Origin of the sequence: Clostridium sp. SM-530-WT-3G, from assembly GCF_012843905.1 — a bacterium.
Classification (GTDB): domain Bacteria; phylum Bacillota; class Clostridia; order Clostridiales; family Clostridiaceae; genus Clostridium.
In genome coordinates, this window is record NZ_JABAGC010000055.1 from 1 (window position 1) to 14,876 (window position 14,876).

The following is a 14,876-nucleotide window of genomic DNA, read 5'->3' on the forward strand; positions in this document are numbered from 1 at the left end:
AAGGATTAAGATTCGCTATCAGAGAAGGTGGAAGAACTGTAGGTTCAGGAGTTGTTACTAAGATAATCGAATAGTAAATAATCAATTTTAAATAAAGTAGGACTAAGTAAATGTTACTTAGTCCTATTTAAAGGAAGATTGACAATTTACATATTCTATGATATTGTTTAAAAGTGACATTTTAGAACAAAACACTTAGAAGTGAACAAGAGAAAAAATATTTCTTTTGTTTAATATATATATGAAAAAACTGGAGGTGCAGTCATGAGAACAAAGATAACTTTAGCATGCACAGAGTGTAAACAAAGAAATTATGATTCAATGAAAAACAAGAAAAATGATCCAGATAGATTAGAAATGAAAAAGTATTGTAAATTCTGTAAAAAGCACACTCTTCATAGAGAAACTAAATAGTTTAGCCGAAAAAGCGATGACATATTAGTTATTAAATTTAAGGAAGTGAAGATATGTCAGCACATAATAATGCAAAAACTGAAAAAGCTGGTAAGCACAATGGTTTATTTGGCTTTTTTAGAGATGTTAAGGCGGAAGTTAAGAGAATAACTTGGCCTTCTAAAGATGAGACAAAAAAAGCATTTGCTGCAGTCATTATATTCACACTGCTATATACTTTATTAGTAGGTGGGTTCGATTTTATTTTCAGGAACCTCTTCGAAATAATTTTAAAATTGAAATAAAAGGGAGGTTTGGTGGTTTCCTAATCACCTAGCAAGTATGAGTGATAGAGCAAGATGGTATGTAGTTCATACATACTCTGGATACGAAAACAAAGTTAAAGCTAACTTAGAAAAAGCGATTGAAAATAGAAATCTTGAATCACTAATCCAAGATATTCAAGTACCTATGGAAGAAGTGATTGAAGAAAAAGATGGAAAACAAAAAGTCTCATTAAAAAAGAAATTTCCTGGATATGTACTTGTTAAAATGTTAATGAGTGATGAATCTTGGTACGTTGTAAGAAATACAAGAGGTGTAACTGGATTCGTAGGACCAGGATCAAAACCTGTACCATTATCTGAAGAAGAAGTTGAATCAATGGGAGTATTAGAAATGCCTATTGATATTGACTTAGAAGTAGGAGAAAGCATTAAGATTATTTCAGGACCACTAAGAGACTCAGTGGCAACAATCCAAGAAATAGTTCTTGAAAAGCATAAGGTAAAGGCTTTAGTAGATATGTTTGGCAGAGAAACTCTTGCTGAACTAGATTTTAATCAAGTTGAAAAATTAGTTTAATTAATATAGACTGATTTTAATTAAGTGGGAGAACAAAAAGTTCGTATATACCACAGTAATAGGAGGAATAACAAAATGGCTAAGAAAGTAACTGGAATGATTAAACTTCAACTTCAAGCAGGTAAGGCAACACCAGCACCACCTGTAGGTCCAGCTTTAGGTCAACACGGTGTAAATATAATGGGATTCTGTAAGGAGTTTAATGCTAAGACTGCTAATCAAGCTGGATTAATAATACCAGTAGTTATAACAGTTTACCAAGATAGATCATTTAGCTTTATATTAAAGACTCCTCCAGCTGCAGTTCTAATTAAGAAAGAATTAGGATTAGAAAGCGGATCAGGAGTACCTAATAAAACAAAAGTTGGTAAGTTAACTCAAGATCAACTTAGAAAGATTGCTGAAACTAAGATGCCAGATTTAAATGCTGCAAACATCGAATCAGCAATGAGAATGATCGCAGGAACAGCTAGAAGTATGGGAGTTACAATCGAAGAATAATAAAATCGAGAAGTAGTTCAAATCGTAAAAATTAGTGGGAGGTCAAAACCGTTATTACCACAGAGGAGGCAAATTATGGGAAAAAAATATATTGAAAGTGCAAAGCTTATCGATAAGAGTGCATTATATAATCCAAATGAAGCATTAGAACTTACATTAAAGACTGCAAAGGCTAACTTTGATGAAACTATAGAATTACATGTAAGACTTGGAGTAGATCCAAGACATGCTGACCAACAAGTAAGAGGAGCTGTTGTTTTACCAAACGGAACTGGTAAACAAGTAAAAGTTCTTGTGTTTGCTAAAGGGGCTAAAGCTGACGAAGCTAAAGCTGCAGGAGCAGATTTCGTAGGAGCTGAAGAATTAGTTCAAAAGATCCAAAGCGAAAACTGGTTCGATTATGACGTAGTAGTTGCAACTCCAGACATGATGGGTGTTGTAGGTAGAATTGGTAGAGTATTAGGACCTAAGGGATTAATGCCAAACCCAAAATCAGGAACAGTAACATTCGACGTTGCTAAGGCAATCGAAGAAATCAAAGCTGGTAAAGTTGAATACAGAGTAGATAAAACTGCTATCGTTCACTGCCCAATCGGAAAGAAATCTTTCGGTGCTGAAAAATTAAAAGAAAACTTTACAGCATTAATGGAAGCTTTAGTTAAAGCTAAACCAGCTGCTGCTAAAGGACAATACTTAAAATCAGTATCTGTTTCAAGCACTATGGGACCAGGAGCTAAAATCAACCCTACAAAAGCTTTAGATTAGTATTGACATTATAAAATTATTGTGATATAATTTTTGATGTTGTTAAAAAGAAAATATTTTTTCCGTAGACAGTAGGTGCGTAAGCGTAACGTTTTAAACTACCTGCCGAGGTTGTATAATATAGAGTGTATTATAGATCTTCCATGTCTACGGGAAGATCTTTTTTGATAAAGCAAAAACTATGAGGAGGTGGACGTAGTAATGAATAACAATAGAACACTTAAAGAAGCTAAAGTTGCTGAAATTAAGGAAAAATTACAAAAAGCTAATTCAGTTGTTATCAACAAGTATCAAGGGTTAACAGTTGAAGAAGATACTCTTCTTAGAAAGAACTTAAGAGAAGCTGGAGTAGAATACAAAGTATACAAAAATACTTTAGTTACTATAGCTGCTAAAGAATTAGGTTTAGAAGGAATAGTAGAATATTTAGAAGGACCAGTATCTATGGCATTCGGATATGAAGATGTTACAGTTGCTGCAAGAGTTCTTAATGACTTCGCTAAAGATCATAAGAAGTTAGAATTAAAAGCTGGTATCGTAGAAGGAGAAATTTACGACGAAGCAAAAATCAAACAACTTGCTACAATTCCATCAAAAGAAGTTCTTATCGCAAAACTTCTTGGAAGTATCAAGTCACCAATTGCAAGTTTTGCACGTGTAATTAATGCAATTGCTGAAAGTAAAGCAGAATAATAAAAAATAATTAAGGAAAAAATTTCGGAGGTGCTATTAAAATGACAAGAGAAGATATAATTCAAGCAATAAAAGAAATGAGCGTTTTAGATTTAAACGAATTAGTAAAGGCTTGTGAAGAAGAATTTGGAGTAAGTGCTGCTGCTGCTGTTGTAGCTGGTGGAGCTGTAGCTGGTGGAGCTGCTGCTGAAGAAAAAACTGAATTCGACGTTGTATTAGCTAATGCTGGTGACAACAAGATCAAAGTTATCAAAGCTGTAAGAGAATTAACAGGATTAGGATTAAAAGAAGCTAAAGAAATAGTTGATGGAGCTCCTAAGACATTAAAAGAAGGCGTTTCTAAAGAAGAAGCTGAAGATATGAAAGCTAAATTAGCTGAAGTTGGAGCTACTGTAGAAGTTAAGTAGTCAACTTATTAAAAAAGGTGCTTTTATAAGCACCTTTTTTAAACTCTTTTTATAAAGCTATATAAAATGCTTGTTTATATAATAGGTATTTTATATAGCTTTATAATTGGATAAAATTTCAACAAAATATTCATTGACAATAAAAAAAGCATATGATATTATAATATAATGTATTATTCACTATGGAATAGTATATATTCATGGTGGAAGAAGACGGTATAATCTGGTGGATAATGGTTATACTACAATAAAGACGCTGTCCGAAAGCAAAAGTCCTTAGGGAAATTATGCTTTTGGCTATTTTAGTTTATTTTATACAAGGGGTGAAAATTCATGGTACATCCTGTCCAAGTTGGAAAAAGAACAAGAATGAGTTTTGGTAAGGTTGATGATGTTACTGAAATGCCGAATTTAATTGAAGTTCAATTAGATTCATATGAATGGTTTTTAAGAGAAGGTCTGCATGAAGTTTTTGAGGATATAAATCCAATAACAAACTTTACAGGAAATCTAGTGCTTGAATTCGTAGACTATAAACTTGATATGGAAAACATCAAGTATTCTGTCGAAGAATGTAAGGACAGAGACGCAACATATGCAGCACCATTAAAAGTTTCTGTTAGATTACAAAATAACGAAACTGGTGAAATAAAAGAACAAGAAGTATTTATGGGAGATTTCCCTCTAATGACTGAACAAGGTACATTTTTAATAAATGGTGCTGAAAGAGTTATTGTAAGTCAGTTAGTAAGATCTCCAGGTGTATATTATAGCCGTACTATAGATAAGACTGGTAAAAAATTATATTCTTCAACTGTAATTCCTAACAGAGGAGCATGGTTAGAATATGAAACAGATTCAAATGATATTATATATGTAAGAATCGATAAAACAAGAAAATTACCAATCACAATTTTAGCAAGAGCAATGGGATTTGGTAGTGATCAAGAATTAATAGATTTCTTTGGTGAAGAAGAAAGATTTAGAGCTTCTATAGAAAAAGATAATACTAAGACTAGAGAAGAAGCTTTATTAGAAATATATAAGAGATTAAGACCAGGTGAACCACCAACTGTTGATAGTGCTATTTCATTAATAGATACATTATTCTTTGATGCAAAGAGATATGATTTATCAAGAGTAGGTAGATATAAGTTCAATAAAAAACTTGCATTAGCATTAAGAATAGCTAATCAAGTAGCTGCTGAAGACATAATTAATCCTCAAACTGGTGAAGTTATGGTTGAAGCAGGACAAAAAATTAGTAGATTAATGGCTGAAAACATACAAAATAGTGGTGTAAAAGCTGTTGATGTATTAGTTGAAGATAAAACAATCAGAGTAATAAGTAATAACTTTGTTGATTTAAGTAAGCAAGTTTCTTTCGATGTATCTGATTTAGGAATAAGAGAATTAGTTCACTATCCTACATTAAGAGAAATCTTAGATAATTACTCAGATGAAGAAACAATAAAAGAAGAAATTAAAAAGAACATTACTAAGTTAATTCCTAAGCACATAATTAAAGATGATATTTTTGCAACTATCAGTTATGAATTAGGATTAGCATATGGTATTGGTTACGTTGATGACATAGATCACTTAGGTAATAGAAGATTAAGATGTGTAGGAGAATTATTACAAAATCAATTTAGAATTGGTTTATCAAGAATGGAAAGAGTAGTTAAGGAAAGAATGACTATTCAAGACCAAGAATCAATCACTCCACAAATGTTAATTAACATAAGACCAGTAGCTGCTGCAATCAAAGAATTCTTTGGTAGCTCACAGTTATCACAATTCATGGATCAAACTAATCCATTATCAGAATTAACACATAAGAGAAGATTATCTGCATTAGGACCAGGAGGTCTTTCAAGAGAAAGAGCTGGATTCGAAGTTAGAGACGTTCACCACTCACACTATGGTAGAATGTGTCCTATCGAAACACCTGAAGGTCCAAACATAGGATTAATTAACTCTTTAGCTACATTTGCTAAAGTAAATGAATATGGATTTATTGAAACTCCATATAGAATTGTAGATAAAGAAAATGCAAGAGCAACAGATGAAATTAGATACTTCACGGCTGATGAAGAAGATCAATATATAATTGCTCAAGCTAAGACTCCAATGGACGAAAACGGAAAATTCTTAGAAGATAAAGTAATGGTTAGATACCTAGAAGACTTTATTACAGTTCCTGCTAACGAAGTTGACTTAATAGACGTATCTGCTAGACAAATGGTATCAGTAGCGACAGCTATGATTCCTTTCCTTGAAAATGATGATGCCACTAGAGCACTGATGGGATCAAACATGCAACGTCAAGCAGTTCCATTATTAAAAACAGAAGCTCCAGTTGTTGGAACAGGTATAGAATACAAAGCAGCTGTAGATTCAGGAGTTTTACCAAAAGCTAAGAATGCCGGAGTTGTAACATACGTATCAGGTAATGAAATACGTATCAAGAGAGATTCTGATGGTGGTACAGATGTTTATAGATTATTAAAGTTCAAGAGAACAAATGCAGGTACTTGTGCAAACCAAAGACCTATAGTTGATAAAGGTGAAATTGTATTTAAGAATCAAGTAATTGCAGATGGTCCATCAACTGATTTAGGAGAAATTGCATTAGGTAAGAACATCAGAATGGGATTCATAACTTGGGAAGGTTATAACTACGAAGATGCGATGCTTATTTCTGAAGAATTAGTTAGAGAGGATGTCTTTACATCAGTACATATTGAAGAATATGAATGTGAAGCTAGAGATACTAAATTAGGACCAGAAGAAATAACAAGAGATATTCCTAATGTTAGTGATGATGCACTTAAAGATGTTGATGATAGAGGTATCATCAGAATAGGTGCTGAAGTTAGATCAGGAGATATATTAGTAGGTAAAGTAACTCCAAAGGGAGAAACAGAACTTACTGCAGAAGAAAGATTATTAAGAGCTATCTTTGGTGAAAAAGCTAGAGAAGTAAGAGATACTTCTTTAAGAGTTCCTCATGGAGAAGCTGGTATAATTGTAGATATTAAAGTATTTACAAGAGAAAATGGTGATGAATTAAACCCAGGAGTAAATGAGTTAGTTAGATGTTATATCGCTCAAAAGAGAAAAATCTCTGTTGGTGATAAGATGGCTGGACGTCATGGTAACAAAGGGGTTATTTCAAGAATATTACCAGAAGAAGATATGCCATTCTTACCAGATGGTAGACCATTACAAATATGCTTAAACCCACTAGGGGTTCCTTCGCGTATGAATATCGGTCAGGTGTTAGAAGTTCACTTAGGATGGGCAGCAAGTAATTTAGGTTGGCATATAGCAACACCAGTATTTGATGGTGCTACACAAGATGAAATTACAGAATGTTTAGTTAAGGCAGGATTTAATGCTAATGCTAAAACTATCCTATATGATGGTAGAACAGGTGAACCATTTGATAATGAAGTAACTGTTGGTATCATGTACATGTTAAAACTTCACCACTTAGTTGATGATAAGATTCATGCTAGATCAACAGGACCTTATTCACTAGTTACTCAACAACCATTAGGAGGTAAAGCTCAATTTGGTGGTCAAAGATTCGGGGAAATGGAAGTTTGGGCTCTTGAAGCTTACGGTGCAGCTCATACACTACAAGAAATATTAACTGTTAAATCAGATGATGTTGTTGGTAGAGTTAAGACTTATGAAGCTATTGTTAAGGGCGAAAATATTCCAGAACCAGGAGTGCCAGAATCATTTAAGGTACTTATTAAAGAACTTCAAGCTTTATGCTTAGATATCAAAGTATTAAATGAAAATCACGAAGAAGTAGAATTAAAAGAATTTGCAGACAGTGATATGGCTGATTTAGAAGTTAACATAGAAGGAACAGAAGAATCTGTTGTACCTCAACCAGAAGTTTCTGATGATGGTTATGAAGAAAATAGAGAAGTTGACATCGACGATATAGAATACGATGAAAACGCAGTTATAGAAGATTTTGACGGTGAATTAGAACTAGATGATTTTAATGATGAACACTAATTTTGAAGGGAGGATTTAACCCTTGTTTGAATTAAATAATTTTGATGCAATACAAATTGGTTTAGCATCTCCAGAACAAATAAGAGCGTGGTCAAGAGGAGAAGTTAAAAAACCTGAAACAATTAACTACAGAACATTAAAACCAGAAAGAGACGGTCTATTCTGTGAAAGAATATTTGGACCTATGAAAGACTGGGAATGTCATTGTGGTAAATATAAGAGAGTTAGATATAAAGGTATAGTTTGTGATAGATGTGGAGTTGAAGTTACAAAAGCTAAAGTAAGAAGAGAAAGAATGGGGCATATTGAATTAGCTGCCCCTGTATCTCACATTTGGTACTTCAAGGGAATTCCATCAAGAATGGGATTAATTCTTGATATGTCACCAAGAGCTTTAGAAAAAGTTTTATATTTTGCTTCTTATATAGTAACAGACCCAAAAGAAACACCATTATTAAAGAAACAACTACTTAATGAAAAAGAATATAGAGAAGCTGTAGATAAATATGGTGATGAAAGCTTTGTTGCAAGTATGGGTGCAGAAGCTATTCAAGGTTTATTAAGTGAAATAGACTTAGAAAGTGCTTCTAAAGAACTTAAAGAAGAATTAAAACAAAGTACAGGTCAAAAGAAAGTAAGAATTATAAGAAGATTAGAAGTTGTTGAATCATTCAGAAAGTCAGGAAATAAACCTGAATGGATGATTATCAATGTGATTCCAGTAATTCCACCAGATTTAAGACCAATGGTTCAATTAGATGGTGGTAGATTCGCAACATCTGACTTAAATGATTTATACAGAAGAGTTATAAACAGAAATAACAGATTAAAGAAATTATTAGACTTAGGTGCTCCAGACATCATTGTTAGAAATGAAAAGAGAATGCTTCAAGAAGCAGTAGATGCACTTATCGATAATGGTAGAAGAGGTAGACCAGTAACTGGACCAGGAAACAGACCTTTAAAATCTTTATCAGATATGTTAAAAGGTAAGCAAGGTAGATTCAGACAAAACTTACTTGGTAAGAGAGTTGACTACTCAGGTAGATCAGTTATCGTTGTTGGACCAGAATTAAAAATGTACCAATGTGGTCTTCCAAAAGAAATGGCTATTGAATTGTTCAAACCATTTGTTATGAAAAAATTAGTTCAAGATGGAATTGCACACAATATTAAGAGTGCAAAGAGAATGGTTGAAAGAGTATCTCCTCAAGTATGGGATGTACTTGAAGAAGTAATTGCTGATCATCCAGTACTACTAAACCGTGCTCCTACACTACATAGACTAGGTATTCAAGCATTCCAACCAGTACTTGTAGAAGGTAGAGCTATTAAATTACATCCATTAGCATGTACAGCGTACAATGCCGACTTCGATGGAGACCAAATGGCTGTCCATTTACCACTATCAGTTGAAGCGCAAGCTGAAGCTAGATTCTTAATGCTAGCTGCAACTAACATATTAAAGCCATCTGATGGTAAACCAGTTTGTGTACCTACACAAGATATGGTTCTTGGTTCTTATTATCTAACTTTAGATAAAGATGGTGCCAAGGGTGAAGGAATGATATTCTCAAATAAAGATGAAGCTATAATGGCATATGAAACTAAAGTTATAGCTGTTAATGCAAAAATCAAAGTGAGAATGTTCAGAGAAGTTGATGGAGTTGTTAAGAGCAAACTTATAGATACAACTGCCGGAAAACTTATATTTAATGAATCAGTTCCTCAAGATTTAGGTTTCATGGATAGAAACAATGAAGAAGAAATGTTTAACTTAGAAGTTAACTTCTTAGTTACTAAAAAATCTTTAGGAACAATTATAGATAAATGTTATTCAAAACATGGTCCAGTTAAAACTTCTATAATGCTTGATAATATTAAAGCATTAGGATATCATTATTCATCAATAGGGGCTGTAACTGTTGCTACATCTGATATCGTAGTTCCAGCTGCCAAGTATGATTTACTTAAAGAAGCAGATGAAACAGTTGAAAAGATTGAAAAGATGTATAAGAGAGGTTTCATATCTGATGATGAAAGATACGAAAGAGTTATAGAAAAATGGACTAAGACAACTGAAGATGTTGCCGATGCCTTAATGGATAGTATGGATAAGTTTAATCCAATTTACATGATGGCTGATTCAGGAGCCAGAGGTTCTAAGTCACAGATCAAACAACTTGCTGGTATGAGAGGACTTATGGCGAGTCCATCTGGTAAAATTATCGAATTACCTATCAAAGCATCCTTCAAAGAAGGTCTAGACGTACTAGAATACTTCTCATCAACTCACGGAGCTAGAAAAGGTAATGCCGATACAGCATTAAAGACTGCCGATTCAGGATACTTAACAAGAAGACTAGTAGATGTATCTCAAGACGTTATCGTAAGAGAAGAAGATTGTGGTACAACTGAAGGTTTATATGTAAGTGAAATCAAAGAAGGTAACGAAGTTATCGAAGATTTAAAAGAAAGATTAGTTGGTAGATATACAGCAGAAGACATTATTAATCCTGATAATGGCGAAGTAATAGTACCAAATAATACTTATATGGATACTGATTTAGCTGAAAAAGTTGTTTCTGCTGGAATCAAGAAAGTTAAAATTAGATCTGTATTTACATGTGATTGTAAGGTTGGAGTATGTTCACACTGTTATGGTATGAATATGGCAACTGCTAAGAAGATTGATATCGGAGAAGCTGTTGGTATTATAGCAGCACAATCAATCGGAGAACCTGGAACTCAGCTTACAATGAGAACATTCCATACTGGTGGTGTTGCGACTGGTGCGGATATCACTCAAGGTTTACCTAGAGTTGAAGAATTATTTGAAGCTAGAAAGCCAAAGGGACTTGCAATTGTAAGTGAAATTGATGGAACAATTAAAATAGAAGAAACTAAAAAGAAGAGAACTGTTGTAGTAATGAGTTCTGATGGAGAAGAAAAGAGCTATGACATTCCATTCGGTTCTAGATTAAAAGTTACTGATGGTGATAGTATAGAAGCTGGAGATGAAATAACAGAAGGTTCTGTTAATCCACATGATATCATGAGCATCAAAGGTATTGATGGAGCTAGAAGATACTTACTTTCAGAAGTTCAAAAAGTTTATAGATTACAAGGTGTTGATATCAATGATAAGCATCTAGAAGTAGTTGTTAGACAAATGACAAGAAAGATTAAAGTAATAGAATCTGGAGATACTGATTTATTACCAGGAACTATGATCGATATGTTTGACTTTAGAGAAGAAAATGCTAGAGTTAGAGAATTTGGTGGTGAAGAAGCTAAAGGTGAAGAAACATTACTTGGTATAACAAAAGCAGCTTTAGCAACTGATAGTTTCTTATCAGCAGCTTCATTCCAAGAAACAACTAGAGTATTAACTGAAGCAGCTATTAAAGGTAAGGTTGATCCATTAATTGGATTAAAGGAAAATGTAATTATTGGTAAATTAATACCTGCTGGTACTGGTATGATGAGATATAGATCATTAAAAGTAGAAGCAGAAGATAAACCAGTAGAAGATACAGAAATAAAAACTGTAGAATAATAGAGTTTAATTGTGTTGACATGTGTATGGTTAAATGATAAAATACAGTTTGTGTGATTTGAACTATCAAATTATGCAAATTTGTGTCAGCACAATTATTTATATAATGCATATAGTTTTAATTGTATGTGTTTTAATAAATGAAGATTATTTTTATTGAATGTAAGTTAGTATATACTAATTTATATATAATCTAGTTTTTATCTTAATTAAAAAATAGATAAATAAATTTCAGGAGGTGAAACAATGCCAACTATTAGCCAATTAGTAAGAAAAGGCAGAAAAACAACAGTAGCTAAATCAACTGCACCAGCACTTAAAGAATGTCCACAAAAAAGAGGAGTATGTACAGTAGTTAAAACTATGACTCCTAAAAAGCCTAACTCAGCGTTAAGAAAAATTGCCAGAGTTAGATTAACAAACGGATATGAAGTAACTGCATATATTGGTGGAGTAGGTCACAACTTACAAGAACATAGTGTTGTTCTTATAAGAGGTGGAAGAGTTAAGGACCTTCCTGGTGTTAGATACCATATCGTTAGAGGTGCATTAGACTGCGCTGGAGTAGCTAACAGAATGCAAGGAAGATCAAAGTACGGTGCTAAGAGACCTAAGAAATAGGATCTTAACTATTAAATAGTGCTTATCTTCAAACATAAATTATAGATTTAAATGAAGTTTATATATAAATGTAAGATGATGTAGCGCTTTACGGTGTTTGAAATGATACCGAGTACCGATGAACTTAAATTCAAAATGTTAAGGAGGGAAGAAAAGTGCCAAGAAAAGGACATATTGCAAAAAGAGACGTATTACCAGATCCAGTTTATAATTCAAAAGTAGTAACTAAGTTTATAAACAGCATAATGGAAGATGGTAAGAAGGGTGTTGCCCAAAAAATATGCTATGATGCTTTCGAAATTATAGCACAAAGAACTGGAAAAGAAGCTTTAGAAGTATTCGAAGAAGCTATGAACAATGTAATGCCATTACTAGAAGTTAAAGCTAGAAGAATAGGTGGTGCTACTTACCAAGTTCCAATAGAAGTTAGACCAGAAAGAAGACAGACATTAGGAATAAGATGGATGTTAATGGGAGCTAGAAAAAGAGGCGAAAAGTTAATGTGTGAAAGAGTTGCTGGAGAATTAATGGATGCAGCAAACAACACAGGAGCAGCTGTTAAGAAAAGAGAAGATACTCATAAGATGGCAGAAGCTAATAAAGCATTCGCTCACTACAGATACTAATATTCACATAAAAACTGTTTTAGCTTTTGCTAAGACAGTTTTGTCAAATTAAACAATATTTACTCATTGAGAGGAGGAAAATTAATGGCTAGAAAATATCCTTTAGAAAAGTTCCGTAATTTTGGAATTATGGCTCATATAGATGCTGGTAAGACTACAACTACAGAACGTATATTATTCTATACAGGAGTAAACCATAAAATAGGAGAAACTCATGATGGAGAATCAACTATGGACTGGATGGTTCAAGAACAAGAAAGAGGTATAACAATTACTTCTGCTGCAACATCATGTGAATGGAAAGGTCATGAATTAAATATCATTGATACTCCAGGGCACGTAGACTTCACAGTTGAAGTTGAAAGATCATTAAGAGTACTTGATGGAGCTGTTACAGTTCTTGATGCTAAGAGTGGGGTTGAACCACAAACAGAAACAGTTTGGAGACAGGCGGATAAATACGGAGTTCCAAGAATGATCTACGTAAATAAGATGGATGCTACAGGTGCAGACTTCTTCAGATGTGTTCAAACAGTTAAAGATAGATTAAAGGCTAATGCTGTTCCAATACAAATTCCAATAGGAAATGAAGATACATTCAAAGGTATGGTTGACCTTATAAAGAATGTTGCATTCGTATTCTATGATGATCTTGGAAAAGATATGAGAGAAGAAGCTATTCCAGCTGATTTAGTAGATAAAGCTGAAGAATACAGAGCAGCTATGATAGAATCTATAGCTGAAACAGATGAAACATTAATGGAAAAATATTTAGAAGGTGAAGAATTAACAGTTGAAGAGTTAAAGACAGCTTTAAGAAAAGCTACTATAGCTAATGAAATTGTTCCATGTATCTGTGGATCTTCATACAAAAATAAAGGTGTTCAAGAAATGATCGACGGAGTTGTTGATTTCTTACCATCTCCATTAGATATTCCAGCTGTTAAAGGAACAACTTTAGACGGTGAAGAAGCTGAAAGAAAAGCTGATGATAAAGAACCATTAGCTGCATTAGCATTCAAGATTGCTACTGACCCATTCGTAGGTAAGTTAGCTTATACAAGAATCTATTCAGGTGTAATGGAAAGTGGTTCTTATGTTCTTAACTCAACTAAAGGTAAGAAAGAAAGAATCGGAAGACTTGTTAAAATGCACTCTAACTCAAGACAAGAAGTTGAATCATTAGAAGCAGGTGAATTAGGAGCAATCATTGGATTAAAGAACACTACAACTGGTGATACTTTATGTGCTGAAAGCGCTCCAATAATCCTTGAATCAATGGAATTCCCAGAACCAGTTATATCTGTAGCTATCGAGCCAAAGACAAAAGCTGGTCAAGAAAAGATGGGATTAGCATTAGCTAAATTAGCAGAAGAAGATCCAACATTCAAAACTTATACTGACGAAGAAACAGGTCAAACTATTATCGCTGGTATGGGAGAACTTCACTTAGATATCATCGTTGATAGACTTCAAAGAGAATTCAAAGTTGAATGTAACGTTGGTGCTCCTCAAGTTGCTTATAAAGAAACAATCAGAAGTGCTGTTAAAGCAGAAGCTAAATATGCTAAACAATCAGGTGGTAAAGGACAATACGGTCATGCTGTTATTGAAATGGAACCAACTGAAGGTGAATATACATTTGAAAATGCTATCGTTGGAGGAGCTATTCCTAAGGAATACATACCAGCAATCGATGCAGGTATCCAAGAAGCAGCATTAACAGGTATAATTGCTGGATATAACGTTATTAACTTCAAAGTTAAGTTAGTTCACGGTTCATACCATGAAGTTGACTCATCTGAAATGGCATTCAAGATCGCTGGATCTATGGCATTCAAAAATGCTATGGCTAAGGCAAACCCAGTTCTTTTAGAACCAATGATGAAAGTTGAAATCACAGTTCCAGAAGAATACATGGGAGACGTTATTGGTGACGTTAACTCAAGAAGAGGTAGAATGGAAGGAATGGAAGCTGTTAATGGAGCTCAAGTTATCAGAGCATATGTTCCATTATCAGAAATGTTCGGTTATGCAACTGCATTAAGATCAAGAACACAAGGTAGAGGTGTTTACTCAATGGTATTCGACCACTATGAAGAAGTTCCTAAGAACATTCAAGAAGAAATAGCTGGTAAAAGAGCTAAATAATTTTAGTTATATATAATGAAATAGTGATATTTATAATAAATATCACTATATCATCATTATTTATAAGATATATTAATAAAAATGAATGTTGAATATAGATATCTTAATATCTATAAGTTATAATAATTATGCAAACATTCTTTAAGTTATAAGGGAGGAATTTTCAATGGCAAAAGAGAAATTTGAAAGAAGTAAGCCACATGTTAACATTGGAACAATCGGTCACGTTGACCACGGTAAGACAACTTTAACAGC

At 33.4% G+C, this 14,876-nt stretch carries 13 protein-coding genes, 1 pseudogene and 1 other annotated feature; all 14 genes and pseudogenes read left to right on the plus strand.

Annotated features, from left to right (window positions below; genetic code table 11):
* Window positions 1–74, plus strand: a pseudogene (locus HF850_RS14275) (elongation factor Tu); the annotation flags it as partial.
* A 190-nt stretch (window positions 75–264) separates the two neighbouring features.
* Complete coding sequence (rpmG, locus tag HF850_RS14280; RefSeq protein ID WP_015390327.1) at window positions 265–414, plus strand: 50S ribosomal protein L33; 150 nt, start codon at window positions 265–267, stop codon at window positions 412–414.
* Between the two features lie 53 nt (window positions 415–467).
* Entirely contained in the window at window positions 468–698 is a 231-nt protein-coding gene (secE, locus tag HF850_RS14285) for a preprotein translocase subunit SecE (RefSeq protein ID WP_169106098.1), read from the plus strand.
* A 37-nt stretch (window positions 699–735) separates the two neighbouring features.
* Window positions 736–1,257, plus strand: a complete 522-nt coding sequence (nusG, locus tag HF850_RS14290; RefSeq protein WP_169106099.1) for a transcription termination/antitermination protein NusG — start codon at window positions 736–738, stop codon at window positions 1,255–1,257.
* A 75-nt stretch (window positions 1,258–1,332) separates the two neighbouring features.
* Window positions 1,333–1,758, plus strand: a complete 426-nt coding sequence (gene rplK, locus HF850_RS14295; RefSeq protein ID WP_169106100.1) for a 50S ribosomal protein L11 — start codon at window positions 1,333–1,335, stop codon at window positions 1,756–1,758.
* Window positions 1,759–1,833: 75 nt separating this feature from the next.
* On the plus strand, window positions 1,834–2,523 hold the full coding sequence (gene rplA / locus HF850_RS14300; RefSeq protein ID WP_169106101.1) for a 50S ribosomal protein L1: 690 nt from the start codon (window positions 1,834–1,836) through the stop codon (window positions 2,521–2,523).
* A 44-nt stretch (window positions 2,524–2,567) separates the two neighbouring features.
* Window positions 2,568–2,698: a sequence feature (ribosomal protein L10 leader region), on the plus strand.
* Window positions 2,699–2,724: 26 nt separating this feature from the next.
* Window positions 2,725–3,216 (plus strand): 50S ribosomal protein L10, encoded by a 492-nt coding sequence (gene rplJ, locus HF850_RS14305; RefSeq protein ID WP_169106102.1) that lies wholly within the window; start codon window positions 2,725–2,727, stop codon window positions 3,214–3,216.
* Window positions 3,217–3,257: 41 nt separating this feature from the next.
* Window positions 3,258–3,623, plus strand: coding sequence for a 50S ribosomal protein L7/L12 (gene rplL / locus HF850_RS14310; RefSeq protein WP_169106103.1), 366 nt, complete (start codon window positions 3,258–3,260; stop codon window positions 3,621–3,623).
* Window positions 3,624–3,956: 333 nt separating this feature from the next.
* Entirely contained in the window at window positions 3,957–7,664 is a 3,708-nt protein-coding gene (gene rpoB, locus HF850_RS14315; protein ID WP_169106104.1) for a DNA-directed RNA polymerase subunit beta, read from the plus strand.
* A 22-nt stretch (window positions 7,665–7,686) separates the two neighbouring features.
* A complete protein-coding gene (gene rpoC / locus HF850_RS14320; protein ID WP_169106105.1) occupies window positions 7,687–11,223 on the plus strand; it encodes a DNA-directed RNA polymerase subunit beta' in 3,537 nt (1,178 codons plus the stop codon).
* A gap of 246 nt (window positions 11,224–11,469) precedes the next feature.
* A complete protein-coding gene (gene rpsL / locus HF850_RS14325) occupies window positions 11,470–11,844 on the plus strand; it encodes a 30S ribosomal protein S12 (RefSeq protein WP_169106106.1) in 375 nt (124 codons plus the stop codon).
* A gap of 155 nt (window positions 11,845–11,999) precedes the next feature.
* Entirely contained in the window at window positions 12,000–12,470 is a 471-nt protein-coding gene (rpsG, locus tag HF850_RS14330; RefSeq protein ID WP_169106107.1) for a 30S ribosomal protein S7, read from the plus strand.
* An 84-nt stretch (window positions 12,471–12,554) separates the two neighbouring features.
* The gene (gene fusA, locus HF850_RS14335; RefSeq protein ID WP_169106108.1) at window positions 12,555–14,621 is read left to right on the plus strand and encodes an elongation factor G; all 2,067 of its coding nucleotides are present in this window, start codon (window positions 12,555–12,557) and stop codon (window positions 14,619–14,621) included.
* 166 nt (window positions 14,622–14,787) lie between these two features.
* The coding region (locus tag HF850_RS14340; protein ID WP_202530955.1) for a GTP-binding protein at window positions 14,788–14,876 on the plus strand (89 nt) is incomplete at its 3' end.

Bases quoted from the DNA above. Each gene is read 5' to 3' on its own strand.
- rplJ (WP_169106102.1), top strand. From the start codon at position 2,725: ATGAATAACAATAGAACACTTAAAGAAGCTAAAGTTGCTGAAATTAAG.
- fusA (WP_169106108.1), top strand. From the start codon at position 12,555: ATGGCTAGAAAATATCCTTTAGAAAAGTTCCGTAATTTTGGAATTATG.
- rplL (WP_169106103.1), top strand. From the start codon at position 3,258: ATGACAAGAGAAGATATAATTCAAGCAATAAAAGAAATGAGCGTTTTA.
- rplA (WP_169106101.1), top strand. From the start codon at position 1,834: ATGGGAAAAAAATATATTGAAAGTGCAAAGCTTATCGATAAGAGTGCA.
- rpsL (WP_169106106.1), top strand. From the start codon at position 11,470: ATGCCAACTATTAGCCAATTAGTAAGAAAAGGCAGAAAAACAACAGTA.
- nusG (WP_169106099.1), top strand. From the start codon at position 736: ATGAGTGATAGAGCAAGATGGTATGTAGTTCATACATACTCTGGATAC.
- rpoB (WP_169106104.1), top strand. From the start codon at position 3,957: ATGGTACATCCTGTCCAAGTTGGAAAAAGAACAAGAATGAGTTTTGGT.
- secE (WP_169106098.1), top strand. From the start codon at position 468: ATGTCAGCACATAATAATGCAAAAACTGAAAAAGCTGGTAAGCACAAT.
- rpmG (WP_015390327.1), top strand. From the start codon at position 265: ATGAGAACAAAGATAACTTTAGCATGCACAGAGTGTAAACAAAGAAAT.
- rplK (WP_169106100.1), top strand. From the start codon at position 1,333: ATGGCTAAGAAAGTAACTGGAATGATTAAACTTCAACTTCAAGCAGGT.